Origin of the sequence: Bacillus cereus group sp. BfR-BA-01408 (assembly GCF_022663305.1) — a bacterium.
GTDB lineage: Bacteria > Bacillota > Bacilli > Bacillales > Bacillaceae_G > Bacillus_A > Bacillus_A pacificus.
The window spans coordinates 1-18,267 of record NZ_JAKUFF010000048.1 but is presented as its reverse complement, the minus strand read 5'-3'; the positions used below and the strand labels follow the sequence as shown (position 1 = coordinate 18,267).

Sequence of the window (18,267 nt, the reverse complement as noted above, 5' to 3'; positions counted from 1 at the left end):
TGAATAACAATAAGAAGTTAACTTCTACTTATATTTTCTCTTTTTTTACCCAACTTGTCTAGAGGTCTTTACTACATTTTATTTTTTGTTGTTAATTTGTAAAATTTTTTTCAAACTTTTTTCGAAATCCACTTGACTAAAGTAAGTAACTATTTTATTATTACTTACGTAAGGTAAGTTAATAACTTTTAGGAGGTTTTCAAAAATGATGGATTTCGGTCTTCTTATTATTCGTCTTATTATAGGTATTACATTCATGGGTCATGGTGCTCAAAAATTATTTGGTTGGTTCGGCGGTTACGGTTTAAAAGGAACAGGTGGCTGGATGGAATCAATCGGTTTACGCCCTGGTGTATTTATGGCATTTATGGCTGGCGCAACTGAATTATTAGGTGGTTTCTTATTCGCATCAGGTATTTTCACTGCAATCGGTTCATTATTTATCGTTGGAACAATGTTAATGGCGATATTCACTGTTCATGGAAAAAACGGTTACTGGGTAACTCAAAATGGATATGAATATAACTTAATGTTAATCGCTGTTGCTATCGGTGTAGCTTTAATCGGTCCTGGCGCATACGTTTTACTATAATTTTTATCTTGAATTCGAGATTATTTAGGTGGAACTTACTTCATTGTGGTTGAAGTAAGTTCTTTTTATGTAATAAAAATATTATTTTCAGCAGGAGTTTTCCACTAACATCTTGTAAACAAACAATAAGTCGTCATATTTAGAAAGGGGATTTCAATCATGTTATCCATTAATCCAAATGAACAATCGGAAAAAGAGAATTACAAATTATTAACGGGAAGTATCATCCCACGCCCTGTCGCATTTGTTACTTCTGTAACAAAAGACGGCGTATTAAACGGCGCACCATATAGTTACTTCAACATCGTTGCTGCAAATCCACCACTTATTTCAGTTTCTGTACAACGAAAAGCTGGAGAAAGAAAGGACACTTCCCGAAACGCAATTGAAAAAGGGGAATTTGTCGTACATATCTCTGATGAATCATACGTAGCGGCAATTAACGAAACAGCAGCTAATCTCCCTCCAAATGAAAGTGAAATTGAACTAGCAAAATTAACACCAATTGAAAGTGATGTCATCTCCGTTCCAGGTGTAAAAGAAGCAAATATTCGAATGGAATGCGTACTAGAACGCGCAATCCCTCTCGGCGGAACAGAAGACTCACCGGCTTGCGATCTACTAATCGGACGCGTCGTTCGTTTCCACGTCGCAGACCACCTATACGAAAATGGACGCATTCATGCAGAAGGACTAAAACCAGTAAGCCGCCTAGCAGGACACAACTACGCAAAACTAGGAGAACAATTTGAATTAGTGAGGCCAGTTTAAAAGCGGAAGCGGCTCGCTCAGAATCGCAGGACATTAGAACTCTCGACCTTGAAGCGCTTTTTGCTTCGAGCGAGAGAGTGAAATGGCCGGAGATTCTAGCCGCTGGAGCTGGATAATAGCTAAAAGTGGGGGCGACTCGTTCAGCTCTGACCAGTTAAGGTTCTTAGATGCGAAGATCTGGCCACTGGAACTGGATAGGAAGCGTCCCCTCAGAATAGAAGTAACAATAATATAAAAAGGTGTACCAAATTAATTTGGTACACCCCTTTCATAGAAGAAGAAAAATAATTTTTCAGTATTGGTCATCGACCTCTTTTACCATTATTGGTCATCGGTAAAAAGTAACAGTGTGATCGGTTATTGGATGATTGGTTGTCCTTTGGCCATCACAAATCTCATTTTTACAAAAGTGGTCTTCTTCTATGCCTTGAAGCAGAGTCTCACCACTTCAAGGTTTAAAAGTATTTTTCACCATCAAAGTCTAGTTCAATGGCATAGTTTTTCGCATTAATTAAGTTAGATAACCTATTAGCTTGTCTCTCTAACTCTAAACCTTTTACACGATATACTTCTGGATCAAACATGGCTACTTTTACAAGCGATGATGTTTCACCGTAAGAATATACATGTTCTTCTTTCTTACTCACGCCAAACTCTTTACACTTTCGAGCTTTTGCACGTAACTGCGTTGCAAGTTCTATCGCTTCAACAATCGTTATATTCTCTCCGTTGAAATTCACTTCATTTCGGATATTTGCTTCATACATTAATTTATCTAAAAGACGAAAATCAGCGCGAACTTCATCTAGTTCCTGTTCAACCTGCACCAATGTACGCGTCTGTTTTGGAAGTGTATCACCTTTTTCAATTTCAACAAATCCAATTTGATTCATCTCTTCTTCTAATTCATGTATTCTTTTCGATAATACACTTTTTAATTTTACAGCTTCTGCCAAAGAAATGTTAGACATAGTATCCCCCTTATATCTCTTCTTTCTGCTCCTCTAAAGTAGGTACTTTCTCTTTTTTCGGTTTCCCAAGCTTAATTACGAAGAAGTAAAGGGAAAGCAATGTAATAAGAAAAACAATTAAAAACGGGTATGGAGAATAAAAAGCACGCGCTGCCTCCGTTTTCCCCGCAACAAACTTCAATGACTCAATATCTAAAAACTCAGCAAACATTTGTACACCGAGCATACTAAACCAAAAAACAAAAAAACTAATAATAACACCAAAAACTTGCTTCAACCTCGTCATCCATCTCATCCTTTCTATATTGTAATTTTTTAGCGCAATCAGTATAGTACAAACAAAACTATGCACAGAAAGGAACTATCCTATCATTCGCGAATTAATTTAATCCAACCTAAAACTGAAATTTGTAAAATAATACCCCAAATAATAAGCAGTCGTAACCATCTCGGAAAAAAAGTTACAAATCGAATATACCATTCCAATAACTTGTTCATAACGCCCTCCCCCTAAAATTATATAGGAAAAAGGAGATATAATCCAAATCCAACCAAAATGATACCACCTACTATCTCGCCATATGTACCGAGCATATCTTTCGCATGTCTCCCAATGAATAGACCAATCCACGCTAATAACATACTAACAAATCCAAAAAGTAATATCGTAATAATTGTCTGCGCCCCATAAATACCAAGACTAAGACCTACTGAAAAACTGTCTATACTAACCCCAAATGCAAATACGAATAAACTAATTCCAATAGGGGCCGTTCGAGTCTCTTCATTCTCCAAGATAGATGAATATACAATATAAAATCCTAATCCGATTAATAAAATAGCACCAGCAAAATGTGCAATGTCTCCATACTGTTCTGATAAAAAACGACCTAATACCATCCCTATAAATGGCATGATAATATGAAATATCCCTATCGTCACACCGATATACAGGATTTGTCTTATCTTTAAGGTCATCATTCCCATCCCAAGACTTACCGAGAACGCATCCATCCCTAAGGCGAATGCCATAATTATTAAAGGTATTAGCTGTTCAAACGTCATTCATGTCCCTCCTCGGACGTGCTACTTCAAAATATGCTTATCCGAGGAGAAATATTCTGTTTGCTAATCGTACCTTATCATTCGGTAATAATTTGATGTCCTGCCGCTTTTGTTAATCGATTCATAATAGCATTCCCTATTCCTTCATTCGGGAATGATTCACTAAAAATAACATCCACTTCACTTGCATCAAACGTTCTAAGTACATCATATAATTTAGTCGCAACGCTAGCTAAATCGCTTCGAACACCACAAGACAATACAACATCCGCGTTATATACGTGCTGATACTCTTCTGTCGTTAATACACCGACTTTGAATCCTTCTTCCTTCTTCTCATCCGCAAGGCGTTGAATAAATTCACGTGAACCTTCAACAATACTTAGCGGCGCTTTCGGTGCATAATGTGTATATTTCATTCCAGGTGATTTCGGTTTTTCCTTCTCATCCTTTAAAGCCGGATCTAAAGAAACCGTGCCGATTACCGATTCTAATTGTTCTTTCGTAATCCCACCTGGGCGTAATATCGTTGGAACAGTGCTCGTACAATCAATTACAGTCGATTCAACACCTACTCCGGTTGCACCACCATCTACAATACCTGCGATTTTCTCATTTAAATCTTCATATACGTGAGATGCTAACGTCGGACTTGGACGACCTGAACGATTTGCACTAGGTGCTGCAACAGGTACATTTGCCTCTTCAATAAGAGCAAGAGCTACTGGATGATCAGGCATTCTTACTCCAACCGTATTAAGTCCTGCCGTTACCTTCTCTGAAATTCCTTCTTTTCTAGGTAAAATAATTGTTAAAGGGCCCGGCCAAAAATGCTCCATTAACTTTTCTGCAACTGGCGGAATTTCCTTCACAATCCCATCTAACTGCGATTTTGTACCGATGTGGACAATAAGTGGATTATCACTCGGTCTTCCTTTCGCCTCAAAAATTTTCGCAATCGCTTCATCATTCATCGCGTTTGCACCTAGTCCATATACCGTTTCTGTAGGGAAGGCAATCGCCTCATTTTCCCTTAATAATTTTGCTGCTTCTTGTAACTGTGGATAATATTTTTTTCTTTCCACAACATTATCCACAACCCACATATTTGTATGCATTTTTTCCCACGTCCTTTTCTACCCTGAAATACTTGTCTATTTTTAGTTTACTATGAGATTTATCCAAAAGACAAACAAGGTTTATCCACAAAATGTGGATAAACCTAATTAATCCGTGGATAACTTTGTGAATAGCTGACAATTTAGTATTATTGCATTTGGCTCTTTTATATTTTTACAAAAGTGTTCTAACTGTCGAATTCCCTCTGGTACGTTCTCTTTTTCTATCGTAACAAAGTCAAAAAACTGAAAGATCGTTATAGATTGTGGATGATTTGTTAGTAAGTACAATTGTCGAATATTTTTTTCTTTCATATACTGCAAAAACATTTCAAAAAAATATAAGAAAGTCTGTTTATCCACATTAGGTGTGAATAAACAAGAACGAATCAGTGCGTTTTCTTCACTTTGTTCATATCCAATGACTGCCCGTATTTCTTCCGCCTCTTCCAAAATCATAAACTGCGCGTACAACTCATTTATTTTATCATCTTTTTTATTAGCTTGTCCGAAAAAAGAATGCAATCTTTCCACATCTGCCTTCGTCGCAAAATATACCTTCTTCATAATAAATCCCTCCTCTTTTTTATATATGAGAAGGGATTTACAAATAGTACTATTTAGAGAATAAAGATGTAAAAGCTTCTACAATAAATAACTTAACTTCTGGCTTCTCTTCTTCCTCCTCTACTTTTACATACTCATTTCGCTTTTCTTGTTTTTGTTCCACAGGTTTCTCCACTTTTTCCACATCTTTTGTTTCCTCTTTACTTACAGGTTGTTCTTCTACTTTCGTTTCATTTTTTACTACTTTCTTTTCAGAAGCTGTTACTTTTTTTGCCACTTCCTGCTTTACAACTTTCTTTTCCTTCACCTCATCTCCTTTTTTCTCTTCTGCATTTACTACTTCTTCATCATCTATTTGTTTCACTTGCTCCTCTTCAGGAGATTCAGCCTTCACAACATGTTCTTCTTTCCTTACAGCTGTACCACTTGAAAAATCTAAGAAACACATCGGCGGAAATAGTACACACCACCAGTTTGCCCCTTCACCTTCCCCAATTGTAATTAAAACTGCTTCATATTCCCCTGCCGGATAAATAAAATTCCCATATACCTTTGTAGGAAACTTTACATTTTTACTGAATTTCACTTGAAATGAATCTTTACTTCCTTCTTTTTTCAACGTATTTGCTACTGTTTTTTCGATTTCTGGAATATGACTTTGAATGACCTTGCGTGCCTCTTCAAATGAAGTTAAATCAGCTACCCATCCATCAATTTGTGCTTTTACTTCATCACGCACTTTACGCTTTAACGCCTGGTCTTTATCTGAATCACTATTTGCTAAAATCCGTAATCGAACGGCCTCTTTCGGAATAACTGAAGGCCCTTTCGCATCAGCTTTCATATATCCAAACTGCACAAGTAACTGTGCACCAATTAATAATAGAAGAAGATAAGCAATAACTTGTTTTTTCATTTCCTCCACCGTCCCTTCTACAAACAGTGTGGACAGACTTTCATCTTTCTAAACTATTAAATTCAAAATCTATATGAATTTTTCCACAAAAAAATAGAGTAAGGTGTAAACCTTACTCCATCTCCGCAAATACCATACGATCTTTTCCATTAATATCAAAAACAACCTCAACATGAGCATGTGGAAATGCTTGTTGTAACAGCCCTTTCACGTCCTCACCTTGCCCTACTCCAATTTCAAATGCGACAATTGCTTTCTTCTGCAACACATTCGGTAACTCTTCCATAAAGCGGCGATAGAAATCTAGTCCGTCTTCACCACCAACAAGCGCTCTCTTTGGCTCATGCTCTTTCACCACGGGAGAAAGACCACGCCAATCTTCTTCCGGTATATATGGAGGATTTGAAACAACAACATCTAACTTTTGACCCGTTTCATAAAATGGTGATAATAAATCACCATGATAGAACGTTACTTCTGCGCCCAAAGTTTTCGCATTTTCTTGTGCAACTTCAATCGACTCCTGCGCAATATCTACCGTATACACATGAAGATTTTTATTTTCCAAAGCAAGCGTAATCGAAATCGCTCCACTACCTGTACCGATATCTGCTACATGTAGTTTCTCATCACCAAAATGACGCTCGATTCTTTCTAACACTCCTACTATAAGCTCTTCTGTTTCCGGTCTTGGTATTAATACTTCTTCATTCACAAAGAACGATCTTCCATAAAACATTTCATGACCAATCATATATTGAATAGGAATACCTTCTACATGCTTGTGGATAAACTCTGTAAAATTTTTTTCTTGTTCCGCAGTTATTTCTTCACGCATATTCATCAATAATCCTGTTCTATTCGTCTTTAATACATGACAAAGGACAATTTCTCCCGCATTTTCATCTCGTCCATTCTCCTGTAAAAAAGAAGAAGCCCATTTCAGGGCTTCATAGACACGCATTACTCAGCTGCCTCCATCCTTTGAGCCTGATCTTCCATTACTAAGGCATTGATGAAATCATCTAACTTACCTTGTAAGATTTGATCTAACTTTTGAATCGTTAAACCGATTCGATGGTCTGTAACACGGTTTTGCGGGAAGTTATACGTACGAATACGCTCTGAACGATCACCCGTACCAACAGCTTGTTTACGGTTTTGATCATACTCAGCTTGTGCTTCTTGTCTAAACTTATCATAAACACGTGCGCGTAATACTTTCATCGCTTTTTCTTTATTCTTAATTTGTGATTTCTCATCCTGACATGATACAACTACACCAGTCGGTAAATGCGTTAAACGTACCGCTGACATCGTTGTATTAACGCTCTGTCCACCAGGTCCACTAGAAGCGAATGTATCAACACGAACATCTTTCTCATGAATATCAATTTCTACTTCTTCTGCCTCTGGTAATACAGCTACAGTTGCTGTAGATGTATGGATACGTCCACCAGATTCCGTTTCAGGAACACGTTGTACACGGTGAGCGCCATTCTCGAATTTCAGCTTCGCGAAAGCACCTTTACCGTTAATCATAAAGATAATCTCTTTATATCCACCTAACTCTGTATAGCTAGCCTCGATAATCTCCGTTTTCCAACCTTGCACCTCAGCGTAACGGCTATACATACGGTATAAGTCACCAGCAAATAAAGCGGCCTCGTCGCCACCAGCAGCTCCACGAACCTCAACGATAACGTTCTTATCATCGTTAGGGTCTTTTGGTACAAGTAAAATTTTCAGACGCTCTGATAATGTTTTTTCTTGTGATTCTAACTCAGAAACCTCTTCTTTTACCATTTCACGCATTTCTGCGTCTAACTTATCTTCTAACATTGCTTTCGCATCTTTTAATTGCTCACGAACATCCTTATACTCACGATACACCTCTACCGTTTCCTGTATATCAGACTGTTCCTTTGAATATTCACGAAGCTTATTTGAATCACTAATAATTGCTGGGTCGCTTAGCAATTCATTTAACTTCTCATAACGATTTTCTACAGCTTGCAAACGATCTAACACATCATTCACCTCTACATCCTAGTATCTAATACAAATAGTATATGGTACTTACTCAAAAAAACGCAAATTATATTTAAAAGCGTAAGCGGCTTGCTCAGAATTGTAGGCCATTGGAACTCTCAACCTTGAAGCGCTTTTTGCTTCAAGCGAGAGAGTGAAATGGCTGGAGATTCTAGCCGCTGGAGCTAGATATCACAACTTAAAGCGCAAGTGGCTCACACCACTCACACTCTCTATTCTGAAAAAAACCCGCCTTGCGCAGCGAGTTTTACTTATCTTTGTTTGTAGGAACTGCATGACAATGACGACAGCGTGGTTCATACGATTCTGAAGCACCAACTAAAATAATCGGATCATCAAATGCCGCTGGTTCTCCATCAATTAATCGTTGTGTACGACTTGCCGGAGATCCACATGCAGAACATACTGCTTGTAGTTTTGTTACATGTTCAGCAATCGCCATCAGCTGAGGAACTTGTCCAAATGGTAGACCACGGAAATCTTGGTCTAAACCAGCTACAATGACACGATAGCCACGATTTGCCAATACTTGCACCACTTCCACAATGTCCCCATCAAAGAATTGCACCTCATCGATTGCAATTACATCCATTTCTTCAGTGATATGTTCAAATATATCTTTTGAAGCTGAAACAGGAACTGCTTTTACCTTTAATCCGTTATGTGATACAACGTCTTCTTCACTATAGCGATTATCAATACATGGTTTAAATACAATTGCATGTTGTTTCGCAAATTGCGTACGACGCACACGGCGGATAAGCTCTTCTGATTTACCAGAAAACATACTACCGCAAATCACTTCAATCCAACCGTTCTGATTTATTAAGTACATGAAGCTCTCCTTTCATCTACTTTTTAATTAAAAGTAGGGTAAAGGTATAATATTTTCGCAAAAAAAACAGACAAGCGAATAGATACACTTGCCTGTTTTATGTTTTTATTACTTAAGACCGTATTTCTTATTGAAGCGGTCAACGCGTCCGTCTGCAGTAGCAAACTTCTGACGTCCAGTGTAGAATGGGTGAGAATCAGAACTGATCTCAACTTTTAGTAATGGATAAGTGTTACCATCTTCCCACTCAACAGTTTCGTTAGATCCTCTAGTAGATCCGCTTAAGAATTTGAAGCCTGTGTTTGTGTCCATGAATACAACTTTCTTGTAATCTGGGTGAATTCCTGCTTTCATTCTTTTCATCTCCTTCCGCCCTGAATCATTTTCGAAACAGAGTTTTTCATCTTCAGCTGCATACACAACTATATTGATGAAACACATATGATGAAATTATAACAAGGCTAACTTCATTTTGCAACTACCTGTTTTTGTCTTTTTAATTTTAAAAGCAGAAGCGGCTCGCTCAGAATCGCAGGGCATTTAGAACTCTCGACCTTGAAGCGCTTTTTGCTTCGAGCGAGAGAGTGAAATGACCGGAGATTCTAGCCGCTGGAGCTGGATAACACCTTAAAGTGGAGGCAACTCATCCAACTAGAACTAACTAATGCCCTTCCACTCATCTCTCTTTAAGATCACCTAAAAAACATAAAAAACTCGCTTACCATAAAATAAGCGAGTCCCAATCTTTTCCCTTTACTTCGTTGTTACATATCTTTTCGAATCTGCAACAATGTTTTGTAAAAATTCTTCATTTGTCTTTGTTTGACGAAGTTTACGTAAGAAACCTTCAACAAAGTCTGGTGTATCACGCATTGTTTTACGAATACCCCATAGCTTGTCTAAATGTTCTTTCGGAATTAATAGATCCTCTTTACGTGTACCAGAACGGCGAATATCAATTGCCGGGAAGATACGACGCTCAGCTAATGAACGATCTAAGTGAAGTTCCATATTTCCAGTTCCTTTAAATTCTTCGTAAATTACATCGTCCATACGAGATCCTGTATCAACAAGCGCTGTTGCTAAAATTGTTAAGCTACCGCCTTCTTCAATATTACGTGCAGCTCCAAAGAAACGCTTCGGTCTATGGAAGGCAGCTGGGTCGATACCACCCGATAATGTTCTACCACTTGGCGGAATAACAAGGTTGTAAGCTCGCGCTAAACGGGTAATACTATCCATTAAAATGATAACATCTTTTTTGTGCTCTACAAGACGCATTGCACGTTCTAACACAAGTTCCGCTACTTTAATATGATTTTCTGGTACTTCATCAAAAGTAGAGCTTACAACATCTCCTTTAACAGAACGTTCAATATCTGTTACTTCCTCTGGACGCTCATCAATTAGAAGGACAATTAATTCAGCTTCCGGATGATTTGTTGTAACACTGTGTGCGATTTCTTTTAATAGACTAGTTTTACCAGCCTTTGGAGGCGCGACAATTAAACCACGTTGTCCAAATCCAACTGGTGCAATTAAATCCATGATGCGTGTCGGTAACTTTTTCGGTTCCGTTTCCAATTTCATTTGGCGATCTGGGTATAATGGTGTTAATGCAGGGAAATGCACACGCTCTTTTGCTGACTCTGGATCATCTCCGTTTACAGCTTCAACTTGTAATAATCCAAAGTAGCGTTCATTTTCTTTCGGAGGTCGTACTTTACCAGAAACCTTATCTCCATTACGTAAATCGAAACGACGAATTTGCGAAGCTGAGATATAAATATCTTCTGAGCTTGGAGAGTAGTTGATAGGACGGAGGAATCCAAATCCTTCTGATTGAATAATTTCTAATACGCCTTCCATGAAGAAGAAACCTTCTTTTTCTGCTCGAGCTTTTAAAATGGCGAAGATTAACTCTTTTTTCGTTAATTTGCTATAATACGAAATTTTAAATTCTTTCGCAAGCTCGTATAACTCTTTTAATTTCATGTTTTCTAATGCTGCAATTGACAAATTCATTCAGACACCACACTTTAACGTTATTCTCTTTTCACATGGGTAAAGGGAAAAAATACGGAAGGCAAATAATTAATAATGAAAGGCAATAAGTTCAAGTAGGGTAATATTCACTATTGTAACCCTTTTATCTAGTTTTAATCAATACGTTGAAACACAAATACAAGAAGCGAAGACAAGAAAATTTGTCTTCGCTTTTTATTTAATCTAGTTTCATCAGCTAGAATCCCCGGTTCTTCCACTCTCTCACTCGAAGCAAAGAGCGCTTCAAGGTTGAGAGCTCCAAATAGCCTACGATTCTGAACGAGCCGCTTCCACTTTTTATTTAATAACCAAGTTCGGTTTTTTATTTAAGCTGTGACGTCCGTCTACGAAGCGTACTGTGCCTGATTTTGCGCGCATAACAAGGGATTGTGTTGTTCCTACGCTACCTTTAAATTGAACGCCGCGTAATAGTTCTCCGTCTGTTACACCTGTTGCTGCGAAGATTGCATCGTCACCTTTTACTAAGTCCTCCATGCGAAGGATGCGGTTGATGTCGTCTATGCCCATCTTTTTGCAACGCGCCAATTCAGCTTCGTTTTGTGGTAATAATTTCCCGTGAATTTCTCCACCTAAACATTTTAATGCAACTGCCGCTAACACACCCTCAGGCGCACCACCAGAGCCGAATAAAATATCTACACCTGTACGATCAAATGCTGTGTTGATTGCGCCAGCTACGTCTCCATCATTAATCAATTTAATGCGAGCACCAGCTTTACGAATTTCTTCAATAATTGCTTGATGACGTGGACGGTTTAAAACTGTCGCTACAACATCTTCAATATCTTTGTTTTTCGCTTTCGCAACTGCACGTAAGTTATCGATAATAGGCGCATCAATATCGACCGCCCCAACCGCTTCTGGGCCAACCGCGATTTTATCCATGTACATGTCAGGAGCATGTAACAAATTACCATGATCTGCAATTGCAATAACAGCAAGAGCATTCCATCCACCAGCTGCTACAATGTTTGTCCCTTCTAAAGGATCAACTGCAACGTCTACACGCGGACCATATCCTGTACCTAATTTTTCTCCGATATATAGCATTGGTGCTTCATCCATTTCACCTTCACCAATTACAACTGTACCTTTCATCGGAATTGTATCAAATACATCACGCATAGCTGATGTTGCTGCACCGTCTGCCTCATCCTTTTTCCCGCGTCCCATCCAACGCGCTGATGATAAAGCTGCAGCCTCTGTTACACGTACTAACTCCATAGATAAACTTCTTTCCACGATAATCCCTCTCCTTTAAGCCTTTATATTTCTGCCGTATTTTGTGAACCGTGTTTTTCTATAAAGTGTACTTCCGCAAGTAGTGATACTTCCCCCTCGCGGAAGTATCACTTATGCGTTCTTCATTTCTTCAATTTCTTGCTTTGTCATTTGTTCTCGCCAAATGTTTGCACCAAGCCCTTTAAGCTTGTCTACTATATTTTCATAGCCACGATCAATATGCTCAAGTCCGGTTACTTCTGTAATTCCATCCGCCATCAATCCTGCAATAACAAGGGCTGCTCCAGCTCGCAAATCACTCGCTTTCACTTTTGCACCTTGTAATAAAACAGGACCAGTTACGATAGCTGACCGACCTTCTACTTTAATTTGCGCATTCATACGACGTAATTCATCAATATGTTTAAAACGTGCGCCATAAATCGTATCCGTTACAACACCCGTTCCATGCGCCTTTGTTAAAAGCGTTGTAAACGGCTGTTGTAAATCTGTTGGGAAACCTGGATATACAAGCGTTTTTATATCAACTACTTTTAATCTTCTATCACCGTTCACTGTAATTTGGTCATCATTCGTTTCAACTTGGACACCAGCTTCTCTTAATTTTGCGGTAACTGACTCCAAATGCTGAGGAATAACATTATCAACTGTTACTTCTCCTCCTGACGCAGCACCTAAAATCATATACGTACCCGCTTCAATACGATCTGGAATGATCGTATGATGACAACCGTGCAGTGAATCCACACCATCAATTCGGATTACATCTGTACCAGCACCTTTAATACGTGCTCCCATGCTAGTTAACAGTGTAGCTACATCAATAATCTCTGGTTCTTTCGCTGCGTTTTCAATAACAGTTCTACCTTTCGCTCGTACAGCTGCTAGCATAATATTAATCGTAGCTCCTACACTAACAACATCTAAATAAATACGTGCCCCTCGTAGTTCATCTGCTCTTAAATAGATAGCACCTTGTTCATTCGTAACATGTGCACCTAACGCTTCAAACCCTTTAATGTGCTGATCAATCGGCCTCGGTCCTAAGTGACATCCACCTGGAAGCCCAATAACAGCTTTTTTAAAACGGCCAAGCATCGCACCCATTAAATAATAAGAAGCACGCAATTTTTTCACTTTTCCATTTGGTAAAGGCATTGCAACCATGTTAGAAGGATCGACTACCATCTCTTCCTCCTGTCCATAAGTCACTCTCCCTCCAATTTCCTCTAGTAAGTCCCCTAACATTTTCACGTCCGAAATATTAGGGACACCACCAATAGTTACTGGAGTATCTGCTAAAATTGTCGCTGGAATTAGTGCAACGGCGCTGTTCTTTGCACCACTCACGCGAATTGTTCCATTTAAAGCTCTTCCGCCTTCAATTAGCAATTTTTCCATATTGAGCTCCCTTCTTGTGAATGTATTTACTTTCTATATTTTTATAGAAAGCTCCCCCTTAAGAATCTCAATTACTTTTCCATCCCAAAACTCAATAAATAGGAAACCATTATCTTCATTTCTCCTGTAATACAAAAAGATAAAGATTAACTATTTATCGAATTTACTTTATCAATTTAGATACGTTATCACATTTATTAATAGGACTATGCACATTATTTTCTATTTCAAAAACAAAATGATAAAATCTTTAGACTTGTTCACGCTTTCATTATACAACGAAAGGAAACCGTCTAAAAGAGTAGACGGTTTCCAAAACGGAATTTTATTCTTACGCTTTACCGTTAGAACCGAATTCGCGAATTTTACCAATAACAGTTGCTTTGATAGCGTCGCGGCCAGGTCCGATAAATTTACGAGGATCGTAAACTTCTTGGTCTTTGTTTAATACTTCACGAACAGCTTTTGTAAACTCAATTTGGTTCTCAGTGTTTACGTTGATTTTTGAAGTACCTAAAGAGATAGCTTTTTCGATATCAGCAGTTGGGATACCAGTACCACCGTGTAATACTAAAGGTACGCCAGTGAAGTCACGAACTTGTTCCATTTCAGCGAATCCTAAGTTAGGCTCACCTTTGTAAGGACCGTGTACAGAACCTAAAGCTGGAGCTAGGCAATCGATACCTGTTGCTTCAACAAGGTGCTTACACTCAGCTGGGTCAGCGTAAATTACGCCTTCAGCGATTACGTCGTCTTCTTGTCCGCCAACTGTTCCAAGCTCAGCTTCAACAGATACGTTACGAGCGTGTGCGTATTCTACTACTTTTTTAGTAGTTTCTACGTTTTCTTCGAATGGGTGGTGAGAAGCGTCGATCATTACAGATGTGAAACCTGCATCGATTGCTTCTTTACATTTTTCGAAGCTTGAACCATGGTCAAGGTGAATCGCTACAGGAACAGTGATGTTCATTTCTTCGATTAAAGCTTTAACCATAGCTACAACTGTTTTGAAACCAGTCATATGACGAGCTGCACCCTCAGATACACCTAGGATTACAGGAGATTTTTCTTCTTCCGCAGCAGCTAAGATAGCTTGAGTCCACTCTAAGTTGTTCATGTTGAATTGACCAACTGCGTATTTTCCTTCTAGTGCTTTGTTTAGCATTTCTTTCATAGAAACTAAAGGCATGGTGAATCCTCCTAAAAAACGTTTTTTGTATCCGATAAGTTCTTATCGCTGGTAGTATGACCAGAATAAGGTAAAATATGTATATCTACATACCGGACTTTTTTCTACACTCAATAGGATAACAACTTGTACTCAAAAACTCAACCGTATTCACCTGCACAATAGTCCATGTAAACGCTTTTTTCCATATTTTTTATAAAAAATTCATTTTTAAGCCTCTACAGCGAGCTCATTTCTCACCGCTTGACGAATTTCATCAATATCAAATGGTTTAGCAAAATGCATTAAAGCACCTAAATCTTTTGCTTCTTGGATCATATCAAGCTCTCCATAAGCAGTCATTAAAATCACTTTAATACTCTCATCAATTTCTTTTACATGCTTTAAAATCTCTATACCATCCATACCTGGAATTTTCATATCTAACACAACTAAATCTGGATTATCTTTTTTCACGATATCTAAAGCTTGAAATCCATTCGCTGCTTGGAATGTCTGATAACCTTCTTTTTGGAACACTTCATGTAATAACACACGAATGCCATATTGATCATCAACGATTAAAATTTTCCCTTCCATAACTCCCAACCTTTCTGTGTAAGTACAAGATTTAAAGCTTCTTATATCTTAACGATTAATTTTCGCTATTCTTTACCAAATTCCTTCCTATTTCTTTCTTATTTTACCGTTTCCCATTTTGTTATGCCACCTTCGATTTCACCTTTCTAAAAAAATAAACTATAATGAAAGCCGGTAAACACGTACGAAGGGAGTAACATTATGTTAAAAATTTTTTCAACCCAATTAAGCGGTTATTTCTCCAGAGTTTCTCAAAAAGAGGAAATGAATATAGAAGATAGCGCCCGTCTACTTGCTCAAGCATTAGTTGGCGAAGGTTTCATTTATTTACATGGTACAAATGAAATGGAGGGCGTTGTTGCTGAAGCGCTATTCGGTGCTGAACCAATGAAGCAAGCAAAACGACTATTTGAAAATGGTAAGGAAGTAGAAGTAACTTCTGCAGATCGTGTACTTCTTATTAGCCGTTTTTCAACAGATGAAGAAGTTGTAGCAATAGCAAAAAAACTTCAAGCAGATGGACACTCTATTGTCGGCATTTCTGCTATTCAAGAAGGCAATGAATCACTAGAACAATATACAGATGTACATATTGATACGAAATTGTTAAAAGGGCTTATTCCAGACGATGAAGGTAATCGCTACGGATTCCCAAGCTTAATGATAGCTTTATTTGCATATCACGGAATCAAATTTACAATCGATGAAATGTTAAATGAATATTAAAAAAAGCGCCCTATTTCAGGCGCTTTTTTATTACTTGCTCTCTTTATTCGTAATAGACGCTCTTACGAAGTCATGGAACAATGGTTGTGGACGGTTTGGACGAGAAACAAGTTCTGGGTGGAACTGTGCTGCTACGAACCAAGGGTGATCTTTCAATTCAACAATTTCAACTAAACGGCCGTCTGGGCTTGTACCAGAGAATACAAATCCTGCTTTTTCCATATCCGGACGGAATTGATTGTTGAACTCATAACGATGACGATGACGCTCATATACAACCGGCTCATTGTAAGCGTTGTAAGCATTTGTTTCTTCAGCAAGCTTACATGGGTATAGACCAAGACGAAGTGTACCACCTAAGTCTTCTACATCTTTTTGTTCTGGTAATAAGTCGATGATTGCATAAGGTGTGTCAGGATTGATTTCAGAAGAGTTAGCTCCTTCTAATCCTAATACGTTACGTGCGAATTCGATTGATGCAAGTTGCATACCTAAGCAAATTCCTAGGAATGGAACTTTGTTTTCACGAGCATATTGAATTGCAACGATTTTACCTTCTACACCACGATCACCGAAGCCACCTGGTACAAGGATACCATCTGTATCTCCTACTAATTCTTGTACGTTCTCTGCTGTTACGTGCTCAGCATTTACCCATTTCACTTCTACATCTGTGTCGAAAGAGTAACCTGCATGACGAAGTGCTTCTACAACAGAAATGTATGCATCTTGAAGCTCTACGTATTTACCAACAAGAGCGATTTTTGTTTTCTTAGAAAGGTTACGCACTTTTTCAACTAGCGCAGTCCACTCTGTCATATCTGCAGCTGGATTGTCTAATTTTAAGTGATCGCAAACGATTTGGTCCATATTTTGCTCTTGAAGAGATAATGGAACTGCATATAAAGTATCTGCATCGCGTGCTTCAATAACTGCTTTTGTATCAATGTCACAGAATAATGCAAGCTTGTCTTTCATATCTTGAGAAACAGGCATTTCTGTACGAACAACGATAATATTTGGTTGAATACCTAAACTGCGAAGCTCTTTAACGCTATGTTGCGTTGGTTTTGTTTTCATTTCACCCGCTGCTTTTAAGTACGGGATTAACGTACAGTGAATGTACATTACATTGTCACGACCGATGTCGCTCTTAATTTGACGGATTGCTTCTAAGAATGGTAGAGACTCAATGTCACCAACAGTTCCACCGATTTCTGTAATAACAACGTCCGCGTTTGTTTCGCGACCAGAACGGTATACGCGCTCTTTAATTTCGTTAGTAATGTGAGGAATAACTTGAACTGTTCCTCCTAGGTATTCACCACGACGCTCTTTTTGAAGAACTGAAGAGTAAATTTTACCTGTTGTTACGTTGCTGTATTTATTTAAATTGATGTCGATGAAACGCTCATAGTGACCAAGGTCTAAGTCAGTTTCTGCACCATCATCTGTTACGAATACCTCACCGTGTTGGTATGGGCTCATAGTCCCTGGGTCTACGTTAATGTATGGATCAAACTTTTGAATCGTTACGTTTAAACCACGATTTTTTAAAAGTCTTCCAAGAGATGCTGCTGTAATACCTTTTCCTAGAGACGACACTACACCGCCTGTTACAAAAATATACTTAGTCATGAAAAAGCTCCCTTCTATTTTGCTGTTATATAATCACCGTTGCAAAGCGCAACGTATGTAGATAACACTGTATCCATCTTATTGTTAGACTCTTTTTATTTTCTAAACAAAAAACAAAAAAGAAAATTGCTCCCCTCATCACATAAAGTAATAAGTAGGGAGCAATTTTCTTTTATATTTACACTTTAAAAGTATTATCGTCCTTTTTTAAAGAGCCCAAAAATGATTCTACATGGACGATAATGAAAAGTCAAGAACTACAGTTCTTCCTCTTCTTCTTCTTCAGTTTCATCATACTCAAGTTCTTCTTCAGCGAAGTCATCTTCATCTTCGTCTAAATCATCAAGATCATCGTCGTCTCCGTCTTCGTCTTCAAGAACCTTGTCCAAATCTTCTACATCATCATCTTCGTCTTCATTTCCATCTACATCATCAAAGTCATCTTCATCTTCGTCAATGTAGTCGTCAAAACCGTCTTCTTCAACTTTACGTTTCTTCTTCGGTTTTGGTTGAGGCAAGATTTCTTCATCAATTTGCT

Annotated in this window: 20 protein-coding genes and 1 pseudogene; 3 read left to right on the top strand and 18 right to left on the bottom strand. The window is 38.3% G+C overall.

Annotation, left to right across the window (positions count from 1 at the left end):
• Positions 1-205: 205 nt before the first annotated feature.
• Together MR083_RS18190 and MR083_RS18185 are read left to right on the top strand one after the other, a co-directional pair.
• Positions 206-592 (top strand): DoxX family protein, encoded by a 387-nt coding sequence (locus MR083_RS18190; protein WP_000968618.1) that lies wholly within the window; start codon positions 206-208, stop codon positions 590-592.
• Positions 593-751: 159 nt separating this feature from the next.
• Positions 752-1,363 (top strand): flavin reductase family protein, encoded by a 612-nt coding sequence (locus tag MR083_RS18185; RefSeq protein ID WP_014893403.1) that lies wholly within the window; start codon positions 752-754, stop codon positions 1,361-1,363.
• Positions 1,364-1,818: 455 nt separating this feature from the next.
• Here MR083_RS18185 and MR083_RS18180 read toward each other — a convergent pair whose 3' ends face one another.
• The 16 genes from MR083_RS18180 to spo0F all read right to left on the bottom strand — a co-directional run bounded on the left by MR083_RS18180 (position 1,819) and on the right by spo0F (position 15,365).
• Positions 1,819-2,334, bottom strand: coding sequence for a hypothetical protein (locus tag MR083_RS18180; RefSeq protein ID WP_000065590.1), 516 nt, complete (start codon positions 2,332-2,334; stop codon positions 1,819-1,821).
• Between the two features lie 10 nt (positions 2,335-2,344).
• Positions 2,345-2,620, bottom strand: a complete 276-nt coding sequence (locus tag MR083_RS18175; RefSeq protein ID WP_000197488.1) for a DUF3935 domain-containing protein — start codon at positions 2,618-2,620, stop codon at positions 2,345-2,347.
• A gap of 83 nt (positions 2,621-2,703) precedes the next feature.
• On the bottom strand, positions 2,704-2,832 hold the full coding sequence (locus tag MR083_RS27855) for a hypothetical protein (protein ID WP_001037627.1): 129 nt from the start codon (positions 2,830-2,832) through the stop codon (positions 2,704-2,706).
• A gap of 18 nt (positions 2,833-2,850) precedes the next feature.
• Positions 2,851-3,399: a manganese efflux pump MntP gene (locus MR083_RS18170; protein ID WP_000142479.1), complete on the bottom strand. Its 549-nt coding sequence runs from the start codon at positions 3,397-3,399 to the stop codon at positions 2,851-2,853.
• 77 nt (positions 3,400-3,476) lie between these two features.
• Positions 3,477-4,517, bottom strand: a complete 1,041-nt coding sequence (locus tag MR083_RS18165) for an L-threonylcarbamoyladenylate synthase (RefSeq protein WP_242269680.1) — start codon at positions 4,515-4,517, stop codon at positions 3,477-3,479.
• A 108-nt stretch (positions 4,518-4,625) separates the two neighbouring features.
• Positions 4,626-5,084, bottom strand: coding sequence for a GNAT family N-acetyltransferase (locus MR083_RS18160; RefSeq protein WP_000758435.1), 459 nt, complete (start codon positions 5,082-5,084; stop codon positions 4,626-4,628).
• Positions 5,085-5,133: 49 nt separating this feature from the next.
• Entirely contained in the window at positions 5,134-6,000 is an 867-nt protein-coding gene (gene spoIIR, locus MR083_RS18155) for a stage II sporulation protein R (protein WP_242269679.1), read from the bottom strand.
• 112 nt (positions 6,001-6,112) lie between these two features.
• Complete coding sequence (gene prmC, locus MR083_RS18150; protein WP_242269678.1) at positions 6,113-6,964, bottom strand: peptide chain release factor N(5)-glutamine methyltransferase; 852 nt, start codon at positions 6,962-6,964, stop codon at positions 6,113-6,115.
• Positions 6,964-8,031 (bottom strand): peptide chain release factor 1, encoded by a 1,068-nt coding sequence (gene prfA / locus MR083_RS18145; protein WP_000887065.1) that lies wholly within the window; start codon positions 8,029-8,031, stop codon positions 6,964-6,966. Before prfA ends, prmC begins: the two co-directional genes overlap by 1 nt.
• Positions 8,032-8,299: 268 nt before the next feature.
• On the bottom strand, positions 8,300-8,887 hold the full coding sequence (locus tag MR083_RS18140) for a thymidine kinase (RefSeq protein WP_000280862.1): 588 nt from the start codon (positions 8,885-8,887) through the stop codon (positions 8,300-8,302).
• Between the two features lie 108 nt (positions 8,888-8,995).
• On the bottom strand, positions 8,996-9,241 hold the full coding sequence (locus MR083_RS18135) for a type B 50S ribosomal protein L31 (RefSeq protein ID WP_000643437.1): 246 nt from the start codon (positions 9,239-9,241) through the stop codon (positions 8,996-8,998).
• A gap of 399 nt (positions 9,242-9,640) precedes the next feature.
• Positions 9,641-10,912 carry a transcription termination factor Rho gene (gene rho, locus MR083_RS18130; RefSeq protein ID WP_001053898.1) on the bottom strand — a complete coding sequence of 424 codons (1,272 nt, stop codon included), beginning with the start codon at positions 10,910-10,912 and terminating at the stop codon, positions 9,641-9,643.
• Positions 10,913-11,230: 318 nt separating this feature from the next.
• Complete coding sequence (glpX, locus tag MR083_RS18125) at positions 11,231-12,196, bottom strand: class II fructose-bisphosphatase (protein WP_000442334.1); 966 nt, start codon at positions 12,194-12,196, stop codon at positions 11,231-11,233.
• A gap of 111 nt (positions 12,197-12,307) precedes the next feature.
• Positions 12,308-13,597, bottom strand: coding sequence for a UDP-N-acetylglucosamine 1-carboxyvinyltransferase (gene murA, locus MR083_RS18120; RefSeq protein ID WP_000413260.1), 1,290 nt, complete (start codon positions 13,595-13,597; stop codon positions 12,308-12,310).
• 331 nt (positions 13,598-13,928) lie between these two features.
• On the bottom strand, positions 13,929-14,786 hold the full coding sequence (locus MR083_RS18115) for a class II fructose-bisphosphate aldolase (protein ID WP_001131850.1): 858 nt from the start codon (positions 14,784-14,786) through the stop codon (positions 13,929-13,931).
• Positions 14,787-14,996: 210 nt separating this feature from the next.
• Positions 14,997-15,365 carry a sporulation initiation phosphotransferase Spo0F gene (gene spo0F / locus MR083_RS18110; protein WP_000398594.1) on the bottom strand — a complete coding sequence of 123 codons (369 nt, stop codon included), beginning with the start codon at positions 15,363-15,365 and terminating at the stop codon, positions 14,997-14,999.
• A gap of 201 nt (positions 15,366-15,566) precedes the next feature.
• Between spo0F and MR083_RS18105 the strand changes: the two genes are divergently transcribed.
• The gene (locus MR083_RS18105) at positions 15,567-16,091 is read left to right on the top strand and encodes a DUF2529 domain-containing protein (protein WP_000912422.1); all 525 of its coding nucleotides are present in this window, start codon (positions 15,567-15,569) and stop codon (positions 16,089-16,091) included.
• 30 nt (positions 16,092-16,121) lie between these two features.
• Here the strand turns inward: MR083_RS18105 and pyrG are convergent, their stop codons facing one another.
• Both pyrG and MR083_RS18095 read right to left on the bottom strand, forming a co-directional pair.
• Complete coding sequence (gene pyrG / locus MR083_RS18100; protein WP_000170453.1) at positions 16,122-17,729, bottom strand: CTP synthase; 1,608 nt, start codon at positions 17,727-17,729, stop codon at positions 16,122-16,124.
• A gap of 257 nt (positions 17,730-17,986) precedes the next feature.
• Positions 17,987-18,267, bottom strand: a pseudogene (locus tag MR083_RS18095) (DNA-directed RNA polymerase subunit delta); the annotation flags it as partial.